30 protein-coding genes are annotated in these 24,366 nt (G+C 68.5%); 18 read left to right on the top strand and 12 right to left on the bottom strand.

The annotated features are described in order from the left end of the window. The first annotated feature begins 642 nt into the window (after positions 1-642). Positions 643-1,752 carry a site-specific DNA-methyltransferase gene (locus ACW18C_RS04030; RefSeq protein ID WP_426026665.1) on the top strand — a complete coding sequence of 370 codons (1,110 nt, stop codon included), beginning with the start codon at positions 643-645 and terminating at the stop codon, positions 1,750-1,752. 4 nt (positions 1,753-1,756) lie between these two features. On the opposite strand, the gene mutY is transcribed toward ACW18C_RS04030, so the two are convergent. Then, entirely contained in the window at positions 1,757-2,803 is a 1,047-nt protein-coding gene (gene mutY, locus ACW18C_RS04025) for an A/G-specific adenine glycosylase (RefSeq protein WP_492072928.1), read from the bottom strand. A gap of 21 nt (positions 2,804-2,824) precedes the next feature. Between mutY and ACW18C_RS04020 the strand changes: the two genes are divergently transcribed. The 6 genes from ACW18C_RS04020 (at position 2,825) to ACW18C_RS03995 (ending at position 8,923) form a co-directional block, all read left to right on the top strand. Continuing rightward, the gene (locus tag ACW18C_RS04020) at positions 2,825-3,376 is read left to right on the top strand and encodes a DUF721 domain-containing protein (protein ID WP_492073965.1); all 552 of its coding nucleotides are present in this window, start codon (positions 2,825-2,827) and stop codon (positions 3,374-3,376) included. Between the two features lie 50 nt (positions 3,377-3,426). Beyond that, positions 3,427-3,669 (top strand): hypothetical protein, encoded by a 243-nt coding sequence (locus tag ACW18C_RS04015; RefSeq protein ID WP_492072926.1) that lies wholly within the window; start codon positions 3,427-3,429, stop codon positions 3,667-3,669. Positions 3,670-3,800: 131 nt separating this feature from the next. Further along, the gene (locus ACW18C_RS04010; protein ID WP_492072925.1) at positions 3,801-4,445 is read left to right on the top strand and encodes a DsbA family protein; all 645 of its coding nucleotides are present in this window, start codon (positions 3,801-3,803) and stop codon (positions 4,443-4,445) included. A 3-nt stretch (positions 4,446-4,448) separates the two neighbouring features. Then, positions 4,449-5,051: a thioredoxin domain-containing protein gene (locus ACW18C_RS04005; RefSeq protein ID WP_492072923.1), complete on the top strand. Its 603-nt coding sequence runs from the start codon at positions 4,449-4,451 to the stop codon at positions 5,049-5,051. Between the two features lie 12 nt (positions 5,052-5,063). After that, on the top strand, positions 5,064-8,501 hold the full coding sequence (locus ACW18C_RS04000) for an AAA family ATPase (RefSeq protein ID WP_492072922.1): 3,438 nt from the start codon (positions 5,064-5,066) through the stop codon (positions 8,499-8,501). Beyond that, on the top strand, positions 8,498-8,923 hold the full coding sequence (locus ACW18C_RS03995; protein WP_008260344.1) for a surface-adhesin E family protein: 426 nt from the start codon (positions 8,498-8,500) through the stop codon (positions 8,921-8,923). The genes ACW18C_RS04000 and ACW18C_RS03995 overlap by 4 nt, the downstream gene beginning before the upstream one ends. Here ACW18C_RS03995 and ACW18C_RS03990 read toward each other — a convergent pair. The 6 genes from ACW18C_RS03990 to ACW18C_RS03965 all read right to left on the bottom strand — a co-directional run bounded on the left by ACW18C_RS03990 (position 8,874) and on the right by ACW18C_RS03965 (position 14,154). Continuing rightward, a complete protein-coding gene (locus tag ACW18C_RS03990) occupies positions 8,874-10,025 on the bottom strand; it encodes a mechanosensitive ion channel family protein (protein WP_492072920.1) in 1,152 nt (383 codons plus the stop codon). The two genes, ACW18C_RS03995 and ACW18C_RS03990, sit on opposite strands and share 50 nt — an antisense overlap. 55 nt (positions 10,026-10,080) lie before the next feature. Continuing rightward, positions 10,081-11,169, bottom strand: coding sequence for an undecaprenyldiphospho-muramoylpentapeptide beta-N-acetylglucosaminyltransferase (gene murG, locus ACW18C_RS03985; RefSeq protein WP_492072918.1), 1,089 nt, complete (start codon positions 11,167-11,169; stop codon positions 10,081-10,083). A gap of 72 nt (positions 11,170-11,241) precedes the next feature. After that, positions 11,242-11,640, bottom strand: a complete 399-nt coding sequence (gene folB / locus ACW18C_RS03980; protein WP_008259843.1) for a dihydroneopterin aldolase — start codon at positions 11,638-11,640, stop codon at positions 11,242-11,244. Between the two features lie 3 nt (positions 11,641-11,643). Next, complete coding sequence (locus ACW18C_RS03975; protein WP_492072917.1) at positions 11,644-12,411, bottom strand: SDR family oxidoreductase; 768 nt, start codon at positions 12,409-12,411, stop codon at positions 11,644-11,646. A 428-nt stretch (positions 12,412-12,839) separates the two neighbouring features. Further along, complete coding sequence (locus tag ACW18C_RS03970; protein WP_492042516.1) at positions 12,840-13,250, bottom strand: ester cyclase; 411 nt, start codon at positions 13,248-13,250, stop codon at positions 12,840-12,842. A gap of 82 nt (positions 13,251-13,332) precedes the next feature. Then, entirely contained in the window at positions 13,333-14,154 is an 822-nt protein-coding gene (locus ACW18C_RS03965; protein WP_492042515.1) for an SDR family oxidoreductase, read from the bottom strand. A gap of 102 nt (positions 14,155-14,256) precedes the next feature. On the opposite strand from ACW18C_RS03965, the gene ACW18C_RS03960 reads away from it, so the two are divergent. The 5 genes from ACW18C_RS03960 to uvrC all read left to right on the top strand — a co-directional run bounded on the left by ACW18C_RS03960 (position 14,257) and on the right by uvrC (position 18,611). After that, positions 14,257-14,619 carry a winged helix-turn-helix transcriptional regulator gene (locus tag ACW18C_RS03960; protein WP_492042514.1) on the top strand — a complete coding sequence of 121 codons (363 nt, stop codon included), beginning with the start codon at positions 14,257-14,259 and terminating at the stop codon, positions 14,617-14,619. A gap of 254 nt (positions 14,620-14,873) precedes the next feature. Beyond that, a complete protein-coding gene (locus tag ACW18C_RS03955) occupies positions 14,874-15,344 on the top strand; it encodes an NUDIX domain-containing protein (RefSeq protein WP_492072916.1) in 471 nt (156 codons plus the stop codon). Between the two features lie 52 nt (positions 15,345-15,396). Then, positions 15,397-16,251 carry an alpha/beta hydrolase gene (locus ACW18C_RS03950; protein ID WP_492072915.1) on the top strand — a complete coding sequence of 285 codons (855 nt, stop codon included), beginning with the start codon at positions 15,397-15,399 and terminating at the stop codon, positions 16,249-16,251. Positions 16,252-16,282: 31 nt separating this feature from the next. Continuing rightward, a complete protein-coding gene (locus tag ACW18C_RS03945; protein WP_372706011.1) occupies positions 16,283-16,729 on the top strand; it encodes a DMT family transporter in 447 nt (148 codons plus the stop codon). A gap of 16 nt (positions 16,730-16,745) precedes the next feature. After that, complete coding sequence (gene uvrC / locus ACW18C_RS03940) at positions 16,746-18,611, top strand: excinuclease ABC subunit UvrC (RefSeq protein WP_492072913.1); 1,866 nt, start codon at positions 16,746-16,748, stop codon at positions 18,609-18,611. 6 nt (positions 18,612-18,617) lie between these two features. Here uvrC and ACW18C_RS03935 read toward each other — a convergent pair whose 3' ends face one another. After that, positions 18,618-18,989 (bottom strand): PIN domain-containing protein, encoded by a 372-nt coding sequence (locus ACW18C_RS03935; RefSeq protein ID WP_492072911.1) that lies wholly within the window; start codon positions 18,987-18,989, stop codon positions 18,618-18,620. A gap of 9 nt (positions 18,990-18,998) precedes the next feature. Continuing rightward, entirely contained in the window at positions 18,999-19,235 is a 237-nt protein-coding gene (locus ACW18C_RS03930; RefSeq protein ID WP_428156326.1) for an antitoxin, read from the bottom strand. Positions 19,236-19,303: 68 nt separating this feature from the next. On the opposite strand from ACW18C_RS03930, the gene ACW18C_RS03925 reads away from it, so the two are divergent. From ACW18C_RS03925 to pgsA, 4 genes are read left to right on the top strand one after another with little or no spacing between them, the layout of a single operon-like run. Further along, positions 19,304-19,924, top strand: a complete 621-nt coding sequence (locus ACW18C_RS03925) for a carbonic anhydrase (RefSeq protein ID WP_492072910.1) — start codon at positions 19,304-19,306, stop codon at positions 19,922-19,924. A 36-nt stretch (positions 19,925-19,960) separates the two neighbouring features. After that, complete coding sequence (locus ACW18C_RS03920; protein ID WP_372705215.1) at positions 19,961-20,206, top strand: type II toxin-antitoxin system Phd/YefM family antitoxin; 246 nt, start codon at positions 19,961-19,963, stop codon at positions 20,204-20,206. Then, on the top strand, positions 20,203-20,658 hold the full coding sequence (locus ACW18C_RS03915; protein ID WP_492072909.1) for a PIN domain-containing protein: 456 nt from the start codon (positions 20,203-20,205) through the stop codon (positions 20,656-20,658). Before ACW18C_RS03920 ends, ACW18C_RS03915 begins: the two co-directional genes overlap by 4 nt. Then, a complete protein-coding gene (gene pgsA / locus ACW18C_RS03910) occupies positions 20,655-21,302 on the top strand; it encodes a CDP-diacylglycerol--glycerol-3-phosphate 3-phosphatidyltransferase (protein ID WP_008262640.1) in 648 nt (215 codons plus the stop codon). Before ACW18C_RS03915 ends, pgsA begins: the two co-directional genes overlap by 4 nt. Here the strand turns inward: pgsA and ACW18C_RS03905 are convergent. Both ACW18C_RS03905 and ACW18C_RS03900 read right to left on the bottom strand, forming a co-directional pair. Beyond that, on the bottom strand, positions 21,299-21,814 hold the full coding sequence (locus ACW18C_RS03905) for a retropepsin-like aspartic protease family protein (protein ID WP_492072908.1): 516 nt from the start codon (positions 21,812-21,814) through the stop codon (positions 21,299-21,301). The genes pgsA and ACW18C_RS03905 overlap by 4 nt on opposite strands. A gap of 75 nt (positions 21,815-21,889) precedes the next feature. Beyond that, positions 21,890-22,108, bottom strand: a complete 219-nt coding sequence (locus ACW18C_RS03900; RefSeq protein ID WP_492072907.1) for a DUF1289 domain-containing protein — start codon at positions 22,106-22,108, stop codon at positions 21,890-21,892. Between the two features lie 156 nt (positions 22,109-22,264). Here ACW18C_RS03900 and ACW18C_RS03895 point away from each other — a divergent pair, with 156 nt between their 5' ends. Beyond that, positions 22,265-22,417 (top strand): hypothetical protein, encoded by a 153-nt coding sequence (locus ACW18C_RS03895; RefSeq protein WP_492072905.1) that lies wholly within the window; start codon positions 22,265-22,267, stop codon positions 22,415-22,417. Positions 22,418-22,533: 116 nt separating this feature from the next. After that, entirely contained in the window at positions 22,534-23,331 is a 798-nt protein-coding gene (locus tag ACW18C_RS03890) for a crotonase/enoyl-CoA hydratase family protein (RefSeq protein WP_492072903.1), read from the top strand. A 9-nt stretch (positions 23,332-23,340) separates the two neighbouring features. Here ACW18C_RS03890 and ACW18C_RS03885 read toward each other — a convergent pair whose 3' ends face one another. Then, positions 23,341-24,354 carry an HlyD family secretion protein gene (locus ACW18C_RS03885; protein ID WP_426026650.1) on the bottom strand — a complete coding sequence of 338 codons (1,014 nt, stop codon included), beginning with the start codon at positions 24,352-24,354 and terminating at the stop codon, positions 23,341-23,343. Positions 24,355-24,366: the final 12 nt, after the last annotated feature.

Below are 24,366 nucleotides of genomic sequence, written 5' to 3'. Positions count from 1 at the left end.
GCGAACACCAAAATCCTCCCCCCTTGGGGGAGGTGGATCGCCGGCGAAGCCGGCGAGACGGAGGGGGCCCGAACGGCGCCAACTGTCACAATGACGCTGGTCCTGCCGTAACGATTCCAATCCCTTGTCAGATTCTCACCCCGACTTCCCCGCCAGGGTTTCCCCGTCCCCTATAATCCGCCCCGGTCTCGTCGCTTGGAGGGCTCGCTTGGCCTGCGATCTTGCGGCGGCGAGAGCGGATGGAACGGGAGCGGGGGTGTGATCCCTCCGCGCCGACGGCGTCTCAAAACGCCGTCGGAGGGTCGAGGGGGATACTCGATCGCACTCGGGACTGGCTTTCGCAGACCCTGCCGACCCGTCGCAGGCTTATGGGGTTAGGCGATAAGACCGCCACCGCTCGGCGCGCCGAGCTTGCAGGCCAACCAACCGCGCGGGGCGTCAAACCTTCGTCGGAACGGTATTTCTAGATCAAACTCCGGGCGAGGCCCGGCGCTCCGTCCTGCCCTACATAAACTTCGCAGCGAAAGCGCGTCGGCGCCTCCGCTCGCCCGCGTCACGGCGCGCAAAGAAAACCCCGGAATCAACACTGCCTTAACCGTAAGGATTCACCATGCCCGTCTCACTGTTCCGAGGCCGCGTTGCATGTCCGATCTGAAGCTCCCCACCCTGGATAAGCCCACCCTGGCTAAGGACGTCATTCACCGTGGCGATTGCATCGCCGTGCTGAAAAGCCTGCCCGACGCCTCGGTCGACATGGTCTTCGCCGACCCGCCCTATAATCTCCAGCTGGGCGGCGACCTGCTGCGTCCCGACAATTCCAAGGTCGACGCCGTCGATGACGACTGGGACAAGTTCGACAGTTTCGCCGAATACGACGCCTTCACCCGCGCCTGGCTGACCGAATGCCGCCGGGTGCTCAAGCCCGAGGGTTCGATCTGGGTGATCGGCTCCTATCACAACGTCTTCCGCCTGGGCGCGGCGATCCAGGATCTGGGCTTCTGGGTGCTGAACGACATCATCTGGCGCAAGTCCAACCCGATGCCGAACTTCAAGGGCACCCGGTTCACCAACGCCCACGAGACCCTGATCTGGGCCGCCCGGTCGCGCGAGCAGAAGCGCTACACCTTCAACTACGACGCCCTGAAGGCCTTCAACGAAGACACCCAAATGCGTTCGGACTGGACCTTCGCCCTGTGCACCGGCGAAGAGCGGATCAAGGACGCCGACGGCAAGAAGGCCCATCCGACCCAGAAGCCCGAGGCCCTGCTGCACCGGGTGCTGCTGTCGGCCACCCGCCCCGGCGACGTGGTGCTGGACCCCTTCTTCGGCACCGGCACCACCGGCGCCGCCGCCAAACGTCTGGGCCGTCATTACATCGGCATCGAACGGGATGAGACCTATGCCGAGGTCGCCGAGACCCGCATCGCCTCGGTCATTCCCGCCAATCCCGAAGACCTGATGGTCATGGGCTCCAAGCGCGCCGAGCCCAAGGTGCCCTTCGGCGCCCTGGTCGAGGCCGGCCTGTTGCACCCCGGCGACCGCCTGTATTGCCCCAAGGGCGAGCGCGAGGCCCGCGTCCGCGCCGACGGCTCCCTGGTGTCCGGCTCGATGACCGGCTCGATCCACAAGCTGGGCGCCCTGTTCGAGAACGCCCCCGCCTGCAACGGCTGGACCTACTGGCGCTTCAAGACCGACCAAGGCCTGAAGTCCATCGACGCCCTCCGCGCCGAGGTCCGCGCCGGGATGCAATAGGCCGTCAGATCAGGGCCGGTTCGCCGGCCCGATCCAGCGCCTTGGCGAAGACGGTCGGCAGGGCCGCCCGCGCCGCCTCGAAGCCCAGCCACTGATAGTCGCCGGCCGGCCCGACATGGGCGACCCGCACCGTCAGGGTCAGGCTAAAATGGGTGAAGACATGCTCGACCGCCCCCGCCTCGCGCCAGTCGGCCGCGACCGGCGGCGTCGGATCGGGCGCGGCGCCCCAGTCCGACGTCGGCAAGCCGAGCATCCCGCCCAGCAACCCCTTGTCCGGCCGCCGCTCCAGCGCCACCTGTCCGTCGGGATCGATCATGACGAAGGCCACGCCCTGGCGATGCGGACGCTCAGCCTTCTTCAGTTTTACCGGGAACCGCTCCGGCGCCCCGCTCGCTAGGCCCAGACACTGATCCGCCGCCGGGCACTGGCCGCACAGCGGCGACTTGGGCCGACACACCGTCGCCCCCAAATCCATCAAGGCCTGAGCCCAATCCCCCGGCCGCTCATCGGTGACGAACAGACCCGCCAGCCGCCTCAATTCGGGCCGCGCCGCCGGAACCGGCGTCTCGACCGCGAACAGCCGCGCCATGACCCGCTCGACATTGCCGTCGACCACATTGGCCGCACGATCAAAGGCGATGGCGGCCACCGCCGCGGCCGTATAGGCGCCCACCCCCGGCAGGGCCAGCAAGCCCGCCTCCGTATCCGGGAAAACCCCGCCATGCTCGCCCGCCACAGCCCTGGCGCAGGCCAGCAGATTGCGGGCCCGGGCGTAATATCCCAGCCCCGCCCAGGCGGCCATGACCTCCCCGTCCTCGGCCGCCGCCAAATCCGACACCGTCGGCCAGCGGGCGGTGAAGCTCTGGAAATAAGGCGTCGCGTGCGGCGTCGTGGTCTGCTGCAGCATCACCTCCGACAGCCAGACCCGATAGGGCTCGGTCCGCCTCTCCGCCCCCGGCGGCGCGCGCCACGCCAGACTGCGCGCATGGCCGTCGTACCAGGCCAGCAATTCGGAACGGATCAGAGAGACGTTGGGAGAGACGGGGGTCATGAGATGACGCTATATAGCCCCATGCGCCGCCCGCTGCCCACAGACGCCGAGGTCCGCGAGATCCTGTCGCGCCGCCGCACCCGCCCGGCGCCGCGCCCGGCCCCGCGCGCCGGCCAGGCCCTGACGCCGCTGATCAAGAAACTGGACGAGAAGTTCGGTCGAGGCGCCGGTGCGCTGGAGCCCCGCTGGCGCGAGATCGTCGGCGACCGCCTGGCCCGCGTCACCCGCCCCCAGAAGCTCACCAAGGGCAAGGCCGGCCAGCCCGGCGTGCTGGAGCTGCGCGTCGCCGGCGCCGCCGCCCTGCTGGTCCAGCACCAGTCCGAAGATATCCTGGCCCGCGTGAACCTCTTCCTCGGCGCCGGTTCGGTGGACCGCCTCCGCATCGCCCAGGGCCCGATCAAACCCCTGACAGAAGCCGCCGCCCGGCCCAAACGCGCCGTCAACCCCCCGCCCCTGGCCGCCGAAGCCGAGGCCGATCTGACCGCCTCCATCGCCGACGTCCCCGACGAACTCCGCGCCGCCCTGGCTCGCCTCGGCCGCGCCACCCTGTCGCGTTCAAACGACCGCGATTGACAAATCTTCGCTCCGGAAACCTTCTGGGCCCAGGCGAAGGAAATGGGCTGATGGATCGGCGTGGCAAGAATCGAAAGGCCTATTGGTTCAGGGTTTTTGTCGGCTCATTCCTGGGCGCCGGAATTGGCTTCACCATCGCAGCGATCCTGATCCCGCTTGATACGACCTTGATGGACAAGGCGCCCGCAGGCGTCATCTTCGCCCTCATCGTCTCGATCGGATCGACCCTTATCGAGCTGACGCTCAGTCGTGACAGGAAACGACCAGAGCGACGTACGACCAACGATCTTTGATCCCCGCGAACTTCGCGTTATCAGACAGTCGCGGCCCGGAAAAAGCCGCACCCAGTCTCGACTAATCTAGGGTTCCGTGGTTCCGAGAGAATCGCGCGATCATCCGGCAACGCTCCGACCAAGGAAGTCCCATGGCCAACTTCGAAACCCGCTTCGCCCGCATGAGCCGCCGTGCGGCCATCACCGGAGCCGCCATGGCGACCATGGCTCTGGCCGCCTGCGGCGGCGGATCCAAGGGCGCGGCCGAGGGCGACATGGGCCTGGGCGCGCCGGAAGGCGCCAAGGTCACCGTGGTCGAATACGCCTCGGTCACCTGCCCCCACTGCGCCCTGTGGCAGAAGAACACCTGGCCGGCGTTCAAGGCCAAATACGTCGACACCAACAAGGTCCGCTACGTCTTCCGCGAACTGCCGACCCCGCCGGTCGACGCCGCCACCGCCGGCTTCCTGGTCGCCCGCTGCGCCGGCCCGGACAAGTATTTCGACGTCGTCCACCAGCTGATGGCCACCCAGCAGGAGATGCTGACCTCCTCGCCGCGCGACTGGCTGCTGCGCACCGCCCAGGCCGCCGGCCTGTCCGAGCAGCAGTTCAACGATTGCGTCACCGACAAGGACGCCGTCGCCGCCATGGAGAAGCGCGTCCAGGCCGCCCAGGCCCAGGGCGTGACCGGCACCCCGGCCTTCTACGTCAACGACACCCAGGTCGTCACCCCCGGCGGCGAAGGCGCCAGCCTGGCCGACCTGTCGACGGCCATCGACGCCGAACTGGCGAAATAAGCCATGATCCGGCGCGCCGTCCTCACCCTCGCCCTCCTGACCGCCACACTGGCGGGGCCGGCCTTCGCCGCCGAGCCCCCGCCGCCCGTGACGGCCCTGGATCATGTCCTGGGTCGGGCCGACGCGCCGGTGACGGTTATCGAATACGCCAGCTTCACCTGCTCGCACTGCGCCGACTTCCACAACGACGTCCTGCCGGCCTTCAAGGCCCGCTATATCGACACGGGCAAGGTCCGCCTGGTCCATCGCAACCTGCCGACCGCCCCGGCCAATGTCGCCGCCGCTGCTGCGGCCGTGGCCATCTGCGCCGCGCCCGGCCGCTATTTCGACGTGGCCGAGGTCTTCATGCGCGACCAGGCCAATCTGCGCACCACCGGCGCCAAGCCCTGGTTCGACGCCGGCCTGGCCGCCAGCGGCAAGACGCGCGAACAGATCGAGACCTGCCTCGGCGACCCCGCGACCGGCGCTGCGCTTCAGGCCCAGATCGAAGGCGCGCAGGAAGCCGGCGTGGCGGGCACCCCCAGCTTCTTCGTCAACGGCAAGCCCGTCGCCGACCACTCGCTGGAGGCCCTGTCGGCCGCCGTCGATCCGCTGCTGCGCCGGTAACCGCCAGGACCGATGCAGTTCCAGCGCCTCCGGCTCGTCGGCTTCAAGTCGTTCGTCGATCCGGCGGAAGTGCACATCGAATCCGGCCTGACCGGCGTCGTCGGCCCCAACGGCTGCGGCAAGTCCAACGTCCTTGAAAGCCTGCGCTGGGTCATGGGCGCCAACTCGGCCAAGGCCATGCGCGGTCAGGGCATGGACGACGTCATCTTCGCCGGCGCCGCCGGGCGCCCGCCGCGCAGCCACGCCGAAGTCAGCCTGACCATCGACAACGCCCAGCGCCGCGCCCCCCAGCCCTTCACCGACAGCCCGGTGCTCGAGGTGTCGCGCCGCATCGACCGGGGCCAGGGCTCGACCTACCGGATCAACGGCAAGGAGGTCCGCGCCCGCGACGTCCAGCTGCTGTTCGCCGACGCCTCGACCGGCGCCAACTCCCCCGCCCTGGTCCGCCAGGGCCAGATCTCGGAACTGATCGCCGCCAAACCCCAGAACCGCCGCCGCATCCTGGAAGAGGCGGGCGGCGTCGCCGGCCTGCACACCCGCCGCCACGAGGCCGAACTGCGGCTCAAGGCGGCCGAGACCAACCTCGAACGCCTTGACGACATCGGCCGCGAGCTGGAGACGGCGCTGAACCGGCTGAGGCGCGAAGCCCGCCAGGCCGAGAAGTACAAGAAGATCTCCGCCGAGATCCGCGCCCTCCAGTCGGCGCTCCTCTACGTCCGCTGGAACGACGCCAGACTGGCGGCCGAGACCGCCGCCGAGGAACTGCGCGCCGCCGACCGCGCGGTGGCGGAAACGACGACCGCCGCCGCCGCCGCCCAGACCGCCGCCCTCGCCGCCCAGGAGGCGCTGAAGCCGGCGCGGGAGGAGGACGCCGTCGCCTCCGCCCTGCTGCACCGCGCCAGCCTGGAGCGCGACCGGCTCGACATGGCCGAACAGGCCGCCCGCGCCGAGGTGGACCGTCTCAAGGCCGAGGCCGCCCGCATCGCCGCCGACGCCGAGCGCGAGACCAATATGGCCGCCGACGCCCGGCGCGAACTGGACCGGCTGGACCAGGAACTGACCCGGCTCCAGGCCGAGATCGCCGCCGCCCCCGAACGCGGCCCCGAACTGGACAAGGCCCTGGCCGCCGCCGAAGAGGCCCGCAAGGCCGCCGACGCCGAGGTCGAACGCCTGGCCGCCGCCCTCGCCGCCGTCGAGGCCCGCGCCAACGCCGAGGCCGCCCGCCGCCGAGACGCCGAGACCCGCCTCACCCGCGTCGCCGCCCAGCGGGATCAGGCGCAGCGCGAACGCGACGCCCTGGGGCCGCTGGAAACGCCCGAGCTGGAGGCCGCCCGTCAGGCGCTGGAGACGGCCCAGACCGAACTGTCCGCCGCCCGCGAAGCCGTCGAGGCCGCTGAGGCCAGACGCGGCGACCTGGCCCGCGCCGAACAGGACGCCCGCACCGCCGCCCGCACCGCCGAGGACCGGCTGGGCCGGCTCCAGACCGAGGCGCGCGGCCTGGCCCAACTGCTGGTCGGGGGGAAGCGCGATCATCCCCCCGCCCTCGACAAGGTCCGCGCCGACCGGGGTTATGAGGCCGCCCTGGCCGCCGCCCTGGGCGAAGACCTCGACGCGGCGCTGGACGCCCGCGCCGCCGCCTACTGGGGCGGGGCCGAGCCACACCCGCCGGTCTGGCCCGCGGGGGTGGAGCCCCTGTCCGACCACGTCCAGGCGCCCGAGCAGTTGGCCGCCCGCCTGGTTCTGTGCGGCGTCGCCCCTCGCGCCCAGGCGGCCGATCTCGCTCGCACCCTGCCCGTCGGCGCCCGTCTGGCCACGCCCGAGGGCGACCTCTATCGCTGGGACGGTTTCGTCAGCCGCGCCGAGGCGCCCCGCCCCGCCGCCGTCCGCCTGGCCCAGCGCACCCGCCTGGCCGAGCTGGAAACCGAGATCGACAAGGGCAAGCCGGCGCTCGAACAGGCCCAGGCCCAGCAGAAGGGGGCGGCCGAGGCCTTCCGCGCCGCCGAGGAGGTGGTGAAGACCGCCCGCCTCAAACCCTTCGCCCTCGACAAGGCCGTGACCGCCGCCCGCGACCGCGTCGAAAGCCTGACCCGCGATCAGACCCGCCGCGAGGCCCGCGCCCAGGCTCTGGATGAGGCCCTGGCGCGTCTGGCGGCCGAAGTGGCCGAGGCCGAAGCCGCTCTGGCTGCCGCACAGACGGTCGAGGCCCCGTCCGAGACCCTGTCCGGCCTGCGTGACGATCTGACCGCCGCCCGCGCCGGCGCCGACGCGGCTCGCATCGCCGCCCAGACCGCCCGGTCGGACCGGGACGCCGAGGCCCGCGACCGCCAGGGCCGCGAACAACGCCTGGGCGGCCTGACCCGCGCCCGCGACGGCTGGATCGCCCGGTCCAAGGACAGCGGCGCCCGGGTCGCCGCCCTGACCACGGACGCCGAGCGAACCTCCGCCCAGCTGAAACAGGCCGAGGTCGCGCCCCAGGGCTTTGCGGAACAGCGCACCAGGCTGCTGGATGCCCTGACCGCCGCCGAACAGCGCAAACAGGCCTCGTCAGACGCCATGGCTGTAGCCGAGAGCGCCGCGACCGAGGCCGACCGCGCCGCCCGCGCCGCCGACGCCGCCGCCTCCCAGGCCCGCGAAGCCCGCGCCGGTCTCGCCGCCCGCGCCGAGGCCGCCGCCGAGAAGCTGACCGAGGCCGAGACCACCGTCCGCGAGACCGCCCAGATGTCGCCGGAAGACCTGGCCCGCAAGCTGACCGACGAAGCCATCGCCCGCCCGCCCGACGCCGCCGGGGCCGAGAGCCTGCTGTACGGGCTGGAGCGCGAACGCGAGGCCCTGGGCGCCGTCAACCTGCGCGCCGAGGACGAGGCGACCGAATACGGCGACCGGCTGAACAGCATGAAGTCTGAGCGGATCGACCTGACCCAGGCCATCGCCAAGCTGCGCGACGGCATCGACGAACTGAACGCCGAGGGCCGCGAACGGCTGGTCGCCGCCTTCGACGTCATCAACGCCAATTTCAAGGCCCTGTTCGAGGCCCTGTTCGACGGCGGCCAGGCCGAGCTGAAACTGGTCGAGAGCGACGATCCGCTGGAGGCGGGCCTGGAGATCTACGCCTGCCCGCCCGGCAAGCGGCTGTCGGTCATGAGCCTGATGAGCGGCGGCGAACAGGCCCTGACGGCGGCCGCCCTGATCTTCGGCGTCTTCCTGGCCAACCCCGCCCCCGTCTGCGTCCTGGACGAGGTGGACGCCCCGCTGGACGACGCCAACGTCGACCGGTTCTGCAAGATGCTGCACGAGATGCGGTCACGCACGGACACCCGCTTCATCGTCATCACCCACAACCCCGTCACCATGAGCCGCATGGACCGCCTGTACGGCGTCACCATGCCCGAGCGCGGCATGAGCCAGCTGGTCAGCGTGGACCTGCACCAGGTGGAGAAACTGGTCGCATGATCCCCCTGCTGCTGGCCTTCCTGCTGACTGGAGCAGATCCTGAACTGGTCCCGACCGGCGTCGGCCGTTTCGCCGTCTATGCCGATGTCGCCTCCATCGAACGCACGGGCGACGTGGCCCATATGCGCGAGCTTCAGGTCACGGAGGCCGGGTTCAAGGTCGGGGACGTGACCTATGTCGGCGGCTGGTCGCGCTGGGCCTTCGATTGCCGCGCCGGCACGGCGGACCGGCTCGACTTCGCGTCCTTGAAAGCCGACAGAACCGAAGGCCCGGCGACGCCCGACCCCGCCCCGCCCTATGAAGCCGCGCCGGGCGGAGACGCGGCGGAACTGATGGCCGTGGCGTGCGGGGAGGCTGCTGCTCGCGAGACCCTCAGGCTGGACGAAGCGATCCTTCAGGGTCAAGCGGCGCTGAAGGACTGACGGCCCGCTCCTCACCCTGCGGCCATTCCAGCCGGTCGCGCGGCAGGGCTTCGCGGCATTCGTCGCGCATGAAGGCCATCAGTTTCTCGCGGATTTCGCAGCGCAGGTCGAAGGCGACGCCGGCGGAGCGGGCGCTGGCCAGGCAGCGGACCTGAAGCACTCGTGCGGTGATGTCGGTCACCTGCATCACCTGGACATCGCCGTCCCACAGCTTGGACGCCTTGACGATCCCCTCGAACGCCGTGCGCAGCCGGTCGATCGGGGCTTCGTAATCGACGTAGAAGAAGGCCGAGCCGATCAGGCGGGCGTTCTCTCGCGTCCAGTTCTGGAACGGCGTCGAGATGAAGTAGGACAGGGGCAGGACCATCCGCCGCCAGTCCCACAGCTTGACCACCACATAGGTGGCGGTGATCTCCTCGACATTGCCCCACTCATTCTCGACGATGACGGCGTCGTCCAGGCGGATCGGCTGTGTCAGGGCGATCTGGATGCCCGCGACCATGTTCGTCAGGATCGGCTGCAGGGCCAGACCGGCGATGATGCCGACCACGCCCGCCGAGGCCAGCAGGCTGACGCCCCACTGGCGGAAGCCGGCGATGGTCATCAGGGCCAGACCCACGGTGACGATGAACAGGATCACCTTGGCCACCCGTTGCAGGATGCGGGTCTGGGTCAGGTGTTTGCGGGCGAGCAGATTGTCCTCGACGGCGATATTGTACCGCTTCAGGTGCATCACCGACCACATGTCCAGCAGGCCCGAGGCCAGCCAGCCCAGGGTCAGGACGAACAGGAAACGCAGCACTTCGCGGATGTCGGCCGACGGCGCGGGATCCATCGGCGAGACGGTCACGCCGATGCCGATGCCGATCAGGATCATCATGACCCGCAGCTTCTTGCGCGCCCGCTCGACCACGCCGCGCCAGAAGACGTCGCGGTTCTTCACCACCCGCCGCAGGATCATGAAGACGATCTTGTGCGCCACCCATCCGCCTGCGACGAAGCCGGCCGTCACCAGCACGATCACGGCCCATTCGGGCAGCCAGTCGAACCGGCGCCACAGGTCATGAATCTGGCGGGTCAGGGCGGTGATTTCAGGAGGCATGCGTAAGGGACGCATTGACGCCGAATGAGTTCCCGCAAAGCTTGGCGAACGCGGTTCAGCCCTTCGCCGTCTTCTCCACCAGATCGGCCAGGCGCTGCGCCGCATCGGGGATGGCGACCGAACGCGCCGCCGCCGACATGGCCGCCAAACGCGCCGGGTCGGACAGCAGTCCCTCCAGCGTCGCCGTCAGGCCCTGAACCGTCAGATCATCCTCCAGCACCATCTCCGCCGCCCCGGCGTCGACCAGGGCCTTGGCGTTCAGGCGCTGGTGGCCATCCATGGCGATCTTCAGCGGAATCAGCACCGACGGCAGGGCCGCGACGGCCAGTTCGGCGCAGGTCGAGGCGCCCGAACGGCCGACGACCAGATGCGCCTTGGACAGACGCTCGGCCATGTCGCGGAAGAAGGGCGCGACCTCGGCCTCGATCCCGGCCTCCAGATAGATCTGGCGGGCGGTCTCCAGCGTCTCGGGCCGCGACTGCTGCTGCACCTTCAGACGACGGCGCAAGGCCTCCGGCAGAGCGGCCAGGGCGCGGGGCGTGGTCTCCGACAGGATGCGCGCCCCCTGGCTGCCGCCCGTCACCAGCACCTGGATGGGGCCGCCCTCCACCGGAGCGGCATAGACGCGGTCGAACAGGGCGCGGATCTCGCTCCGCACCGGCGAGCCGACGACGTGCGACCGCCCCTGCACCTTGGCCGGCGCCCGCTCCAGCGTCGGGAAGGACGAGGCCACTTCGCCGACATAGGGGGCCAGGATGCGGTTGGTGCGGCCCAGGACGGCGTTCTGTTCGTGAATCACGGTCGGCCGCTGCGACGTCACCGCCGCCACCAGGGCCGGCGCCGAGGGATAGCCGCCGAAGCCGACGACCACGTCCGCGCCCAGCCGGTCGAAGGCCGCGCGCGCCTGCATCACACCCTTAAAGATCTGAGCCCCCGCCTTGATCAGACCCAGCGGGCCGGAGCCGGTCGCCGCGTCCAGGGCCAGCCGCTCTTCGGCCGGAAAGGCGTGGGCGTACTGCTCGCCGCGATGATCGGTCGCCAGCACCACGCGCCAGCCGCGCGCGGCCAGTTCCCGCGCCAGGGCCTCGGCCGGGAACATGTGGCCGCCGGTGCCGCCGGCGGCGACGACGCAGAGCTGGGTCATGGGTGCGGTCTCCGAAAAACACCGTCTGAATAGTCTGAAACCCGGACGACAGGGAGCGGGATCACCGACGCCCTAGCGCGCCAGAACGATCTCGCAGCCCGGCGCAATCACGGCCTGAAGGGCGCCTGGCTTCTCGATCCGCACGGTCGCCCGCCGCACCCGCCGGTCCTCCAGACAGGCGCGCGCCAGCCGTTCGGCGAAGGTCTCGACCAGGCCCACATGGCCCTCGGCGGCGATGGCGCGCGCCGCATTGGCCACGGTCTCATAGTTGATGGTGTCGCCCAGCCGTTCGATCGGCCGCGGCTCCAGCTCCAGCGTCACATCGATCACCAGCCGCTGCAGCCGCCCCTGCTCGTGGTCATAGACCCCGATCCCGGCCTCGACCTCCAGCCCGCGCACGAAGACGCTCAGCCGCTCGAAACGCAGCGGCTCGTCCGCCGGAAACGGCGTCACCTGAGAGGACTGGACCACGCGCTACTCCTGGATGTCGGGGGTGCGCCAGGCCAGGTGCTGGCCCCCGTCGACGGCGATCATCTGGCCCGTGACCATCCGCGCGTCAATGAGCCACAGCACGGCCTCGGCCACCGCCTGCGGGCTGCCGGGCGTCTGCAACAGGGTGCCGCGCGCCTCGGCGGCGAATTCCTCGGGGGTCTGGTGGATCGACGGCAGGGTCGGCCCCGGCCCCACGGCATTGACCCGGATGCCCGGCGCCAGGGCCTGGGCCAGGGTCCGGGTCGCCCACCACAGGCCGTTGCGCGACAGGCTGTAGGAGAAGAAGCGCGGATCCGGCTTCAGCACCTTCTGGTCCAGCAGATTGATGATCGCCCCTTCCACAGCCTGGGCGGCGAAGGCCTCGGCCAGCACCAGGGGCGCCCTCAGATTGGTCTCGATATGCCGGTCCCAGCTGTCGCGCGTCAGGCCGCCGACCCGGTCGTCCTCGAACACAGAGGCGTTGTTGACCAGCACCGTCAAAGGCCCCAGCGCCTCGACCGCCGCTGGCGCCAGCGCCCGCACCTTGGCCTCGTCCGTCAGGTCCGCCTGCAACAGACACGCGCGCCGCCCGAGGCCCGCGATCTCGTCGGCCAGGGTCCGGGCGTCCTCGCCCGACGCATGATGATGGATCGCCACGTCGAAGCCCGCCCGCGCCAGGGTCAGGCAGATCTCCCGTCCGATCCGCCGCGCCCCGCCCGTGACCAGGGCGACGCCGGCGGCGGCGGCGGGCGCCGCCGGGACTTCAGTCAACCCGACCGAACTCGAAGACGTTGAACGCCGCAATGACGGCGACGAAGCCGAAGATGATGCCGAGAGCCAGCATGGGATGCTCCTGTGTCTGATCTTCGATTAGAGCGGGACGGGGCGCGGTTCAAGCGGGGGCGGGTTTGGGGGGCGGAAGTTGACTCTTGTGAGACGTTGAGAGGGTCCGCTTGGTGCCGACGCGGTTGCCGGGGGTGGAACTGGGCTCTGACGAACAGTTGGTACCAGATAGCCAGTTCCATCTTTGGGGTACCCGTCATTCCGTCAACAACGCACCTCCGACACCAAAGCGTTCTGGAGCGTCAGGGCTAGGATCAAATTGGGTAGGCAGGCCTTATCCGCCAAGGCGGCGAAAAGGCTGACCAGTTCCCCGAGTAAAATGAGCTGAGCCAATACCGTTTCTCTCGGTGAGGCGATTAACTGAGCCCATCAAGGAGGGGCTTCTGAAGCTGTTGCACCGCAGACGCTTTGTCCATTAGGAACCACATTTCAATGAATCCGCTTTCAGTGACGCGGTAGCTCGCAAATTCCATGATCTCTATCGCGGCGCCCGTGGCCGGTACGCCCAACCACTCCGTCGCGGGCGTACCGGTGTCGCGCAATCTTGCGGCTATCCGATCGTCTGCAACGATGAGGTCTTCGATTTCCCACGTGAAGTCCGGCATTATCTCAATAAATGCCGCCAGTGAATTGAGGACGTCTTCTCGCTTGCAAGCCACTCCGTTCACAGTGACCTCGTCATGGACGAGGTTAGCGATTGTCGCGAAGTCGCGTGCGTTCGCCGCCGCGACGTAGCGCCGATAGAAATCACTAAGGTCTTGGACCATCGGTTTCTTCTTCTAATGAACGGCGCCGAAGGGCGGCGCCGAGGGTTCAATCCGGCGTGAAAGACGCACGACGGCGTCGGTCTCAGACCTGCAGCCCGAACTGCGCCCTGATGCTTGCAAAGAACGACGGGTCGTCTGTCGCCGCGCGTTCCTTCAGCATCGTCGCGGCGTCTGCGCCGGCCACGTAGCGCAGCCTCGCCGTATCGTCCGTGGCCGCCTCCAGGATAGATTGGGCGATCTGTTCGGGTTCTGACCCCTCGCCCATCATCTTGCCGTAGGTCCCCATCGCCGCCTCGATCAGCGGCTGGTAGTCCGTGAGCTCGGGATCGTTGCTGAACACCATCGATCGACCGGCAAAATCGGTTCTGATCGCGCCAGGTTCGATCAGCTTCACCGTAATTCCGAGTGGAGCGAGTTCATATTGCAGTGCCTCGGTCGCGCCTTCGACGGCATATTTCGAGGCATGATAGAGGGTACCGAACGGAAGCGTGATGCGCCCGCTGGTCGAACTGACGTTGACGATGATCCCGGCCTGCCGTTCCCGGAAGTGGGGCAGAATGGCTTGCATCGTTCGCAGCACGCCGAAGACATTCACCTCGAACTGACGACGAAGCGTCTCGATCGATGCCGCCTCCAGCGGACCGAATGCTCCGAAGCCTGCGTTGTTCACAACCACATCAAGCTGGCCGAACTCCACGATCCCCGCAGCGATGGCGGACCGGATAGAGATGTCATCTTCGACATCGAGCCGTGTCACCAACAGGCGTTCCATCGCGCTGAGGTCAGCACCATCGGCAGTGTTGCGCATGGTCGCTACGACATTCCAGCCTTCTCGCTGGAAAAGCTTGGCCGTTGCACGGCCAAGACCGCTCGAGGCGCCGGTGATGAGGATTGTCTTGGGCATGATTGTCGTTCCTTGAACCGCAGGGCGTCACGCGCCCGCCGCAAAGGAGCTAGGTGTCGTTAAACGTTTTGACTAGTATGCACCTTTTGGTAAGGTCGATTGATGAGGTCTCGCGCGTCCAAATTCGATTTAACCTGCGGTCTCGACGCCGCACTTCGCATCGTCGCTGGCAAGTGGAAGCCTTTGCTTGTCTACTTCCTGCTTCCCGGCCCCAAACGCTACAGTGAGTTGAGGCGCGCCGCTCGCGGCGTCAGCGACAAGATGCTCATTCAGCATCTGAAAGAACTTGAGAAAGACGGGGTTGTCCTTCGTACGGATTACAAGGAGATCCCGCCGCGCGTCGACTACGCGCTGACCCCCCTTGGTCGCAGCTTGGCGCAGGCCCTTGTACCGCTCTGCGACTGGGGAACGGAGAATATGGCCGAAGTCACTCGCCTGTTGAGCGAGGCCGAGCCGCTGGCATGAGCATCGCCCGCCATCCCGATAAGGAGGGCAGACACGGTGACGATGGCGCCGCTTGGCCCCATCAGTATGCGGAAAAGCTGGGTGCCGACACGGTGCCCCGCATCAAACATTCCGGTGCTGGCAGTCAGAATCAATGTCGCGTTTCCGGTCGCAAACTAGGGTCCGCTCATGGCGCAATGCAGCCCCCCTTCCCTCACGCCCCCAAAGATGATCGAACATCCCGCCACACACCACGGCCGGGGGCGGATACATCGATGAACTGGCGTCAGCGCGTCGAACCCTTCACCCGCCCCGTCTTCTTCGCCTGGTCGCGGCTGTCGCGGGGCAAGACGCTGGGCGTGCGGGCCGTGGTGGTGGATGCGGACGGGCGGGTGGCGATGGTCCGGCACACCTATCTGGCGGGCTGGTGGCTGCCGGGCGGCGGGGTGGACCGGGGCGAGACCACCCATGAGGCCGTGGTGCGCGAGCTGCGCGAGGAGACCGGGCTGATCGCGCGGGCGGCGCCGCGCCTGGTCTCGCTGCATGCCAACGAGCGGTTCTTTCCCGGCGATCATGTCGCCGTCTTCGTCATCGACGCCTTCGACCAGGGCGAACGCACCAGCCACGGCGAGATCGCCGAGGTCGGCTGGTTCGCGCCCGACGCCCTGCCCGCCGACGTCAACCGGGGCTGTCGCGCGCGGCTGGCCGAATGGTTCGACGGCGTACAAATCGATACAAATTGGTGAGGCGGACCGGACGGCGCACGGCGTTATTCTGAGGATCCCGAAAGGATGTCCCATGCCCGTCTCCCGCCGCGCCGCCCTGCTGGGCCTGACCCTCTCAACCCTGGCCGGCCCGGCCCTGGCGCAGCGCCGCTCGGGGCGCCGACGCGACCAGACCGGCGGCAGCGCGGCGGCCCCTGTCCACACCTGGGCCTTCGGCCCCGACCCGCTCCAGGCCTATGACGTCTATGCGGACCACGGCTCCGGACCGATCCTGGTGTTCGTCCACGGCGGCGGCTGGTCGCGCGGCGAGCGGGCGATGGTCAGCGAACTGCCCGCCTACGCCCAACGTCACGGCCTGACCCTGGCCTCGACCAGCTATCGCCTAGCCCCCGCCGTCAGCGCCCGCGAGTCCGCCATGGATGTCGCCGCCGCCGTCGCCGACCTGAAACGCCGCCTGCCCGGCCGCCCGATCTATCTGCTGGGCCACTCGGCCGGCGCCCATCTGGCCGCCCTGGTCGGGATCGACCCCGACTATCTGGGCGCGGTCGGGCTGAAGCCGTCGGATCTGGCGGGGGTCATCCTGCTGGACGGGGCGGGCTATGACGCCACCGCCCCGCGCGGCGACGGCCGGATCGACCAGTGGCTGGGCCAGACCTATGACCAGGCCTTCGGCGACCAGGCGGCCGCCCTGTCGCCGACATTGCGCGTCCGCCCCGGCGTCGCCTATCCGCCCTTCCTGATCTTCCACGTCGCGCGGCGTCAGGATTCGGCGGCTCAGAGCCGCGATCTGGCTCAGGCCCTGACCCGCGCCGGCGGCCGGGCCGAGGTCGTCGCCGCCCCCGACGACAGCCATATGACCATCAACCGCGGCTTCGGCGTCGCCGGCGACCCCGAGGGCGAACGCGCCGCCCGCTTCATCTCGGGCTAACAAACGGCCGAGGGCATGCTAGCCAAGGCGCATGAACCCGTCGCTGATCGCCATCCTCGTCGTCGTCCTGGCCGGGGGCGCCACCGCCCTGCAGGCGCCGACCAACGCCCGGCTGGCCTCGGCCGTCGCCTCGCCGGTCAACGCCGCCTTCATCTCCTTCGCCGTCGGCACGACGGTGCTGGGGATCGTCGCCGCCCTGATGCAGACCCGGCCCGACATGGCCGCCGCCCGCGCCCTGCCCTGGTACGCCTGGCTGGGCGGGGTCTACGGCGCCTGTTTCGTGGTCGCCGCCGCCTGGGGCGTGCCGCGCCTGGGCGTGGCCATGACCATCACCCTGATGGTCGGCGGCCAGCTGCTGCTCAGCCTGATCCTCGACCATTTCGGCGCCCTGGGCGTGCCGCGCCAGCCGCTGAACCTGGGCCGCATCGCCGGGGTGGGGCTTGTTCTCGCCGGCGTCCTTCTGGTTCGCAGGTCTTGAGCCTATATCCCCCCGGATGACCGAGGAGACGCTCGATTCCAACCTGAAGGCCGCCGCCCTGATTGCCGACGAGGCGCGCCGGGCCCCCGACAAGCCGGGCGTCTATCGCATGTATGGCGAGGACGGGTCCTGCCTCTATGTCGGCAAGGCCAAGTCGCTGAAGAAGCGGATCGTCCAGTACGCCCAGGGTCGGTTCCACACCCAGCGCATCGGCCTGATGGTGGCCCAGACCCGGTCGATGGAGCTGGTCGTCACGGCGTCCGAGACCGAGGCCCTGCTGCTGGAATCCAACTTCATCAAGAAGCTGAAGCCGCGCTTCAACGTCCTGCTGCGCGACGACAAGTCCTTCGCTGAACTGATGATCCGCAGCGACCACCGCGCGCCCCAGGTGAAGAAGCATCGCGGCGCCCACACCACCCCCGGCCACTATTTCGGCCCCTTCGCCTCGACCTGGGCGGTCAACCGGACGCTGAACACCCTGCAGAAGGCCTTCCTGCTGCGCTCCTGTTCCGACAGCGTCTACGAGACCCGGACGCGGCCCTGCATGCTGCACCAGATCAAGCGCTGCTCGGCCCCCTGCACCGGCCTGATCTCGCTCGAGGACTATGGCGAACTGGTCACCGAGGCCGAACAGTTCCTGCGCGGCAAGTCCCGCGCCGTCATCGGTCGCCTGTCGCAGGAGATGCAGGCCGCCTCCGACGCCATGGACTTCGAACAGGCCGCCCGCGTCCGCGACCGCATCCGCGCCCTGTCCGCCATTTCAATGGAGAACTCCGTCAGCGCCGACAGCGTGGCCGAGGGCGACGTCTTCGCCCTGCACTCCGACGGCGGCCAGGCCTGCGTCCAGGTCTTCTTCTATCGCGCCGGCCAGAACTGGGGCGGCCGCGCCTATTTCCCGCGCGTGGACAAGACCGACACCGATCCGGAGATCCTGGCCGCCTTCCTGGGCCAGTTCTATGAGGACAAGCCGATCCCGCGCCTGATCCTGTCCAACGTCCGCCCGCACGAGCTGGAGCTGCTGGAGGAAGCCTTCTCGATGAAGGCCGACCGCAGGATCGAGATCGTCCGCCCCATGCGCGGCGAGAAACTGGCCCTGGTCGACCACGCCCTGACCAACGCCCGCGAGGCCCTGGGCCGCCGCCTGGCCGAAAGCTCGGCCCAGGGCAAGATCCTGGACGAGGTCTGCGAGGCCTTCGGCCTGGAGACCCGGCCCGAGCGGATCGAGATCTACGACAACGCCCATATCCAGGGCACGAACGCGGTCGGCGGCATGGTCGTGGCCGGTCCCGACGGCTTCCAGAAGTCGCAGTATCGCAAGTTCAACATCCGGGGCGAGGATCTGACGCCCGGCGACGACTACGGCATGATGCGCGAGGTGATGCGCCGCCGCTTCGCCCGCCTGGTCAAGGACGAGGAAGAGGGCGAGGACGCCGTCCGTCCCGACCTGCTGCTGATCGACGGCGGCGCGGGCCAGCTGGCCGAGGTGCTGGCCGTCATGGCCGACCTGGGCCTGGACGACATCGCCGTCGTCGGCGTCGCCAAGGGGCCGGACCGCGATGCGGGGATGGAGAAGTTCTTCATGCCCGGCAAGCCGCCCTTCATGCTGCCGCTGAAGTCCCCGGCCCTCTACTACCTCCAGCGGCTGCGCGACGAGGCCCACCGCTTCGCCAACGGCGCCCACGCCAAGCGCCGCTCGATGGACATCAAGAAGAACCCTCTGGACGAGATCGAAGGCGTCGGCCCCGGCCGCAAGAAGGCCCTCCTCCACGCCTTCGGCTCGGCCAAGGGCGTCGGCCGCGCCTCGGTGTCGGATCTGGTCAAGGTGGACGGCATCAACCAGCCCCTGGCCGAACGCATCCACGCCTTCTTCAGGCAGCCGTAGACCGCCTCACCACTCCAGCAGGGTCAGGCCGGGAATATCGCGAAAGTCGTCGCCGTTGCAGGTCACCAGGATCGCCTCGTCAACCAAGGCCTGGGCGGCGATCATCCGGTCCAGCACCTTGCGTCGCGAATATCCAGTGCGCGCTATGATCCGTCCGTATGCGGCGACGTCGCGACTGTCGAAAGCCCTGTAACCGATCGTCTCAAGCAGCGCAGACAGGCGAGCGCGCCTTATTTCCGCCTGCCCGTCCAGAAAACCGGCTTCCAGCTCGACCACTGTGATGACGGAGAAAGCCAGGGTGTCGCCGACTTCCTCTATCCGCGCACGTATCATCGGATCGCCATCCCGCAGGTGGATGGCGACGCTGGTGTCCAGCATCAACAAAGATCAAAGCCCCTTGCGGATCGGCGCGATGAAAGGCGGCCGCTTTCCAATGCTGGAAGGCTTTGGCAGCGCATCCAGCTTGGCCAGCATTTCCTTCACTGACGGTCGCTTAGGTGTCAGGGTCACAACATCGCCCTTGCGCTCGATCTCGACCTCGACGCCGGGTCCGAACGAGATTTCCTTGGGCAGGCGCACGGCGTCGCTATTGCCGCTTCGGAATGTTCGACTGGTGACGGCCATGGCGAGCTCCTTCGTATAGACACGTATACACGATTTATCGCCGCCGCTCAAAGCGCTACAGGCGCCTCATGAGCGACATCAACGACGAACTGACCGCCGGCTATCGCAGGTTCCGCAGCGAGCATTGGCCCGCCGCCCGTGCCGAGTATGAAGCCCTGGCCCAGGGCCAGAAGCCGCACACCCTGATCGTCGCCTGTTCGGACAGCCGCGCCGATCCGGCCCTAATCTTCGACGCCGCGCCCGGCCAGCTGTTCGTGGTCCGCAACGTCGCCAATCTGGTGCCGCCCTATGAGCCCGACGGCCTGCTGCACGGTGTGTCGGCGGCGCTGGAGTTCGGGGTCAAGGTGCTGAACGTCAAGCGCATCGTCGTCATGGGTCACGCCCACTGCGGCGGGGTCAACGCCATGCTGAACGGCGCGCCCGACATCTGTGCTGACTTCGTCGCCCCCTGGGTGGCCCAGGGCTCGGCCGTCGTCCGCCGCGTCGCCGAGGAAGTGTCCGAAGACCAGGTCGAAGGCGCCGCCGAAGAGGCCGTCGTCCGCCTGTCGATCGAGAACCTGCGCACCTTCCCCTGGATCGCCGAGCGCGAGGCGGCCGGCGAACTGACCCTGACCGGCCTGCATTTCGGCATCGCCGACGGCGTCCTGCGCGCCCTGACGAACAAGCCGAGGTTCGAACCGTTGGCGTGACTTGCACGAAGTAGTGGAAAACACTACTCTTGAACCATGGAACGGACGATCACCGCGACTGAGGCCAATCGCGAGTTCTCGCGCATCTTTCGCGAGGTGGCGTCTGGCGAGTCCTATGTCGTCACCGCGCACGGCAAGCCGCTGGTGCGGATTACGCCTGCAACCGCCGGCGAGCAGACAGACGATGAACGCGTCGCCCGGCTGCACGCCCTTGTGGACGATTTGGCCGCCCTGCCCGCCCGCGCGCCCGGACGCATCACACGTGAAGACGGTTACGCTTGAAACTGGCGCTCGACACCAACGTCCTGGGTTACGCCGCCGGCATCGGTGATGACGAACCCAAGCGTCAACGCGCGTTAGGGGTGCTGAAGACCCTCGCCAGGCAGAACCTCGTCATCCCGACCCAGGTTGCCGGCGAGTTCTACAACATCCTGACACGCAAGGGCGGACACCCGCCGAAGGTCGCTAGGAAGATCGTGCTGGACTGGAGCGCGGGCGTTGGGCTGACGGCCGCCTCGGCCACGACCATGGACGCCGCGCTGGAGGCCGCGGCCTTCTTCAATCTGCAGATCTGGGACGCGCTGATCCTGACCGTCGCCGCCGAAGCGGGCTGCGGCCTTCTGCTTTCCGAAGACATGCAGGACGGCTTCGTCTATCGAGGCGTGACCATCGCCAATCCGTTCGCGGAGACGCTTCACCCCCTGCTCGCGTCCCTGCTGGAATTCCTGCCATGACCACCTATCCGCACCGCGCCAATCCGATCCCGAACATCCTGACCGGCATCCGCCTGTTCGCCGGGGTGGTGATGTTCGCCATGATGGCCGGGGCCGCGCCGGGGGCGCTGGACGCCTGGCTGTCGCCGGACACCCAGGCCAAGTTCGGGATCTGGGCCTTCTGGATCTTCGTCATCGCCGCCTCGACCGACTGGGTCGATGGCTTCCTGGCGCGCCGCTGGAACTCGACCACGCGGTGGGGCGCCATCCTGGATCCGATCGCGGACAAGGTGTTGATCACGGGGGCTATCCTGGGCGTGCTCGCCTCCGGCTCCCTGCCGGGCATCGCCCTGCCCTGCGGCCTGATCCTGTTCCGTGAGTTCGCGGTCTCGGCCCTGCGCGAGACCATGGCCGGGCGGATCGAACTGCCCGTCACCCTGGCCGCCAAGTGGAAGACCACCGTGCAGATGGTCGCCCTGGCCGCGCTGCAGCTCACCCTGTTGTGGAACGCCTTCGGCCTGCAGGAGCCGGACGGTTCGCCCCTGTCGTGGCAGCCGGCGTTCGAATCCTTCGCCGTCTTCCTGATCTGGTTCGCCGCCGTCATCACCCTGTGGACCGGCTGGCAGTATTTCCGCGAAGCCAAGCGCCAGATGCGGGATCTCTAGGGCCTGAGCGTCAGACCCGCCGGCGTCGCCTCGAAAGCGGACAGCCGACCCAGATAGCTCATGCCCAGCAGCGAATAGGTCAGGCCTTCCTCGACCACCAGGGCCTCGACCTTATCGACCCGAACCCCGGCGACCGAGATCGTCTTCAGTTCGACCGGCGCGGCCCGCACCACGCCCGAGGCGGTCTGGACCTTGCCGGTGAAGGCTTCCGGCGCCGGATCGACACCCAGCCGACGTGCATCGGCGCGCGTCAGGGCCACCACGCTGGCGCCCGTATCCACCAGAACCTGGACCGCACGGCCATCGATCCTGGCCTGGGCCCAGTAGTGACCGTCCGGCCCCTTGACCACCTGGGTCGGGGTTCCGGACGCGGAAGCCGCGACAGCGACATCGGCGGCAGCCGCCATGGCTGTCTCTCCGCCGTCCAGATGACGGATCGTGAAAGCTGTCGCGAACGAGGCCATGAGGGCGACGCTCAGCACGGCGGCGGACTGAAGGTCGATGCGGATCATGCACCCTGCCTATCCGACCCAGGTTGGAATGCGGTGAACCGACTTGGCTGACGAAAGCTTAAGCCCCGACCCGTCCTAGCCCAGCTTGGCCGGGTCCACCCGAGACCGCCGGGACGGCAGATCCGCCATCACCGCCGCCCTTTCCGCGTCGCTGAGCGCGCGCCAGCCGGCGATCTCGCCCAAGGTCCGGAAACACCCCAGACACAGGCCGCTTTCGCCATCGACGGCGCATACCATGACACAGGGCGTGGCGATCGATTTCGGCGGCCCGGCCGGGCGCGGGACGTCGCTCAATGTGACACCATCAAGAAATATACTCCGCTTGCTGATCGATAAATTTGCAATTTCCGCGAAACTGCCTATCTTGGGCTCTGACGCGAAACGACTGATGGTGAGATTCCATAGGTACGACGCGTCTCTTTTCATCGTTCTGCGAAAGGAGACGCCAAAATGAACGATAAGGAGCGTAACCTCCAACACGCCATGATGTCCTTCGCCCTGTGGGGCGGGATGCTGGTCAACAGTCGGCACATGCCGTCGAACTCGGGACGGGCGGTCAGCCATCCGTCCAACTTCGTACCCTATACGCCCAAGAAACGCTGACGGCCTCGAAAGCCTGACGTGCAGCAGCCCCGGTCCGCGCCGGGGCTTTTGCAATTCCGGGCTTGCGTGACGCGGCGTCGGCGTCCGATGACGGAGGCGGAACGAGGAGACGACCGATGGGCCTGATCGCCGAAACCAGACAGGGCGCGATCCTGATCTGGACGCTGGACCGCGAGACCCGGCTGAACGCCCTGCCCGACCTGACCGACGGCGACGAATTCGCCGACGCCTGCGCCCGCGCCAACGCCGACATGACGGTCAAATGCGTGGTCCTGACGGGCGCCGGGCGCGCCTTCTCGGCCGGCGGCGACCTGACCGCCATGCGAGACCGGCGCGACCTGTTCGAAGGCTCAGGCGCCGAGATCCGCGCCCGCTATCGCCGCGTCGTCCATCGGATCGTCCGCAGTCTCTATGATCTGGAGATCCCGCTGGTCTCGGCCGTCAACGGTCCGGCCATGGGCCTGGGCTGCGGCATCGCCGCCACCGCCGACATCCGCATCGCGTCCGAACGCGCCAGCTTCGGCGTGCCCTTCCTGAAGCTGGGCATCATTCCCGGCGACGGCGGGGCCTGGCGGCTGCCGCGCGACGTCGGCTATGCGCGGGCCGCCGAAATGCTGTTCACCGGCCGCAGCATCGACGCCGAGACGGCCGAGCGCTGGGGCCTGGTCAATCGGGTCGTGCCGCACGACCGGCTGATGGACGAAGCCCTGATCACCGCCGGCCAGATCGCCGCCCAGCCGCCCCAGGCCCTGCGCATGGCCAAGACCCTGATGCGCCAGGGCCGCGACCAGACCTTCGAACAGATCCTGGAGCTGTCGGCCGCCATGCAGGCCCTGGCCCACATGACCGAGGACCATCTGGAAGGCGTGAACGCGGTGCTGGAGAAGCGGCCGGGAGGCTTCACCGGCCGCTGACCCGCCGGCTTACGACTGGCCGGCCGAACGCATGGCCTGGTTGGGCCCCACTCCGGCGCTGGCCGGGCGGGCGACGCCCGCCTTCTGGCCCGGCTTCATGAACTTCACCAGCACCCGCTGCCCGATCAGGAAGGGGGTGTTGTCGGCCGAGACCACCACTTCGACCACCCGTTCGTCGGTCCTGGCCGAGGGATCCTCGGACTGCAGCTGACGGGCGCCGAAGACTGCGGCGCGGCGCAGGACCCGACCGACCGAAATCTTGGTCGGATCCCCCTCGGGCGTCAGTTCGACCTCCTGACCGACCGTGACATTGGGCAGGTCCGCCTCGACGATCTCGGCCCGCACGATGCGGTCGGTGTCCGGCTCAAGGTCGAACATGGCGGTGACGTTCAGGGTCGAGGCGCCGGCGCCGGGCTGGGCGTAGCGGCGGGCGATCCGACCGTCCATCGGCGCGCGGATCACCGTCAGTTCCTGGTTATAGCGGGCCTCGTCCAGACGCGACTGGGCCGTCTGGATCGCGGCCTCCTGCGACGCGAGACGCGCTTCGGCCTGGGCGATCTGATCGCGGGCCTGATCCAGACGCTGGGCGGCGACGAAATTGGTCGAGGCCAGCCGCGACAGCCGGTTGTACTCGCGCCGGGCGGCCGTCAGTTCGACGCGCGTCAGCCCCAGCTGCGCGCGGGTCTCCGACACAGCCGCAGCCGCGCTCTGCGCCGCCAGACGGGTCTCGTCGTCCTCCTGCCGCGCCAGGATCTGGCCGGTGACGACCCGGTCGCCCTCGTTGACGAAGACTTCACGCACCACGCCGCCGCGACGCGCGGCGACCTTGATCACCCCGCCCTCGACGTCGGCCTTGCCGTTGGCGATGGCGGCGTAGGGGCTGTCGATCTTCTGGGCGGATTCTTTCTCGACCTGGGCCTTCTTGGCCGCCCCGGCCTTGCTGAAGGCCATGAAGCCGACGACCAGGACGATGATCAGGACCAGGCCGATCCAGAGCCATTTGTTTTTGAGGAAGGCGGGCATGACGGTTCAGTC

Source organism: Brevundimonas sp. FV1ye7S, from assembly GCF_058680995.1.
This window is presented reverse-complemented; position numbering and strand designations above follow the sequence as displayed.

Bases quoted from the DNA above. Each gene is read 5' to 3' on its own strand.
- ACW18C_RS04030 (WP_426026665.1), top strand. From the start codon at position 643: ATGTCCGATCTGAAGCTCCCCACCCTGGATAAGCCCACCCTGGCTAAG.
- mutY (WP_492072928.1), bottom strand. From the start codon at position 2,803: ATGACCCCCGTCTCTCCCAACGTCTCTCTGATCCGTTCCGAATTGCTG.
- ACW18C_RS04020 (WP_492073965.1), top strand. From the start codon at position 2,825: ATGCGCCGCCCGCTGCCCACAGACGCCGAGGTCCGCGAGATCCTGTCG.
- ACW18C_RS04015 (WP_492072926.1), top strand. From the start codon at position 3,427: ATGGATCGGCGTGGCAAGAATCGAAAGGCCTATTGGTTCAGGGTTTTT.
- ACW18C_RS04010 (WP_492072925.1), top strand. From the start codon at position 3,801: ATGGCCAACTTCGAAACCCGCTTCGCCCGCATGAGCCGCCGTGCGGCC.
- ACW18C_RS04005 (WP_492072923.1), top strand. From the start codon at position 4,449: ATGATCCGGCGCGCCGTCCTCACCCTCGCCCTCCTGACCGCCACACTG.
- ACW18C_RS04000 (WP_492072922.1), top strand. From the start codon at position 5,064: ATGCAGTTCCAGCGCCTCCGGCTCGTCGGCTTCAAGTCGTTCGTCGAT.
- ACW18C_RS03995 (WP_008260344.1), top strand. From the start codon at position 8,498: ATGATCCCCCTGCTGCTGGCCTTCCTGCTGACTGGAGCAGATCCTGAA.
- ACW18C_RS03990 (WP_492072920.1), bottom strand. From the start codon at position 10,025: ATGCCTCCTGAAATCACCGCCCTGACCCGCCAGATTCATGACCTGTGG.
- murG (WP_492072918.1), bottom strand. From the start codon at position 11,169: ATGACCCAGCTCTGCGTCGTCGCCGCCGGCGGCACCGGCGGCCACATG.
- ACW18C_RS03970 (WP_492042516.1), bottom strand. From the start codon at position 13,250: ATGGTCCAAGACCTTAGTGATTTCTATCGGCGCTACGTCGCGGCGGCG.
- ACW18C_RS03965 (WP_492042515.1), bottom strand. From the start codon at position 14,154: ATGCCCAAGACAATCCTCATCACCGGCGCCTCGAGCGGTCTTGGCCGT.
- ACW18C_RS03960 (WP_492042514.1), top strand. From the start codon at position 14,257: ATGAGGTCTCGCGCGTCCAAATTCGATTTAACCTGCGGTCTCGACGCC.
- ACW18C_RS03955 (WP_492072916.1), top strand. From the start codon at position 14,874: ATGAACTGGCGTCAGCGCGTCGAACCCTTCACCCGCCCCGTCTTCTTC.
- ACW18C_RS03950 (WP_492072915.1), top strand. From the start codon at position 15,397: ATGCCCGTCTCCCGCCGCGCCGCCCTGCTGGGCCTGACCCTCTCAACC.
- ACW18C_RS03945 (WP_372706011.1), top strand. From the start codon at position 16,283: ATGAACCCGTCGCTGATCGCCATCCTCGTCGTCGTCCTGGCCGGGGGC.
- uvrC (WP_492072913.1), top strand. From the start codon at position 16,746: ATGACCGAGGAGACGCTCGATTCCAACCTGAAGGCCGCCGCCCTGATT.
- ACW18C_RS03935 (WP_492072911.1), bottom strand. From the start codon at position 18,989: ATGCTGGACACCAGCGTCGCCATCCACCTGCGGGATGGCGATCCGATG.
- ACW18C_RS03930 (WP_428156326.1), bottom strand. From the start codon at position 19,235: ATGGCCGTCACCAGTCGAACATTCCGAAGCGGCAATAGCGACGCCGTG.
- ACW18C_RS03925 (WP_492072910.1), top strand. From the start codon at position 19,304: ATGAGCGACATCAACGACGAACTGACCGCCGGCTATCGCAGGTTCCGC.
- ACW18C_RS03920 (WP_372705215.1), top strand. From the start codon at position 19,961: ATGGAACGGACGATCACCGCGACTGAGGCCAATCGCGAGTTCTCGCGC.
- pgsA (WP_008262640.1), top strand. From the start codon at position 20,655: ATGACCACCTATCCGCACCGCGCCAATCCGATCCCGAACATCCTGACC.
- ACW18C_RS03905 (WP_492072908.1), bottom strand. From the start codon at position 21,814: ATGATCCGCATCGACCTTCAGTCCGCCGCCGTGCTGAGCGTCGCCCTC.
- ACW18C_RS03895 (WP_492072905.1), top strand. From the start codon at position 22,265: ATGAACGATAAGGAGCGTAACCTCCAACACGCCATGATGTCCTTCGCC.
- ACW18C_RS03890 (WP_492072903.1), top strand. From the start codon at position 22,534: ATGGGCCTGATCGCCGAAACCAGACAGGGCGCGATCCTGATCTGGACG.
- ACW18C_RS03885 (WP_426026650.1), bottom strand. From the start codon at position 24,354: ATGCCCGCCTTCCTCAAAAACAAATGGCTCTGGATCGGCCTGGTCCTG.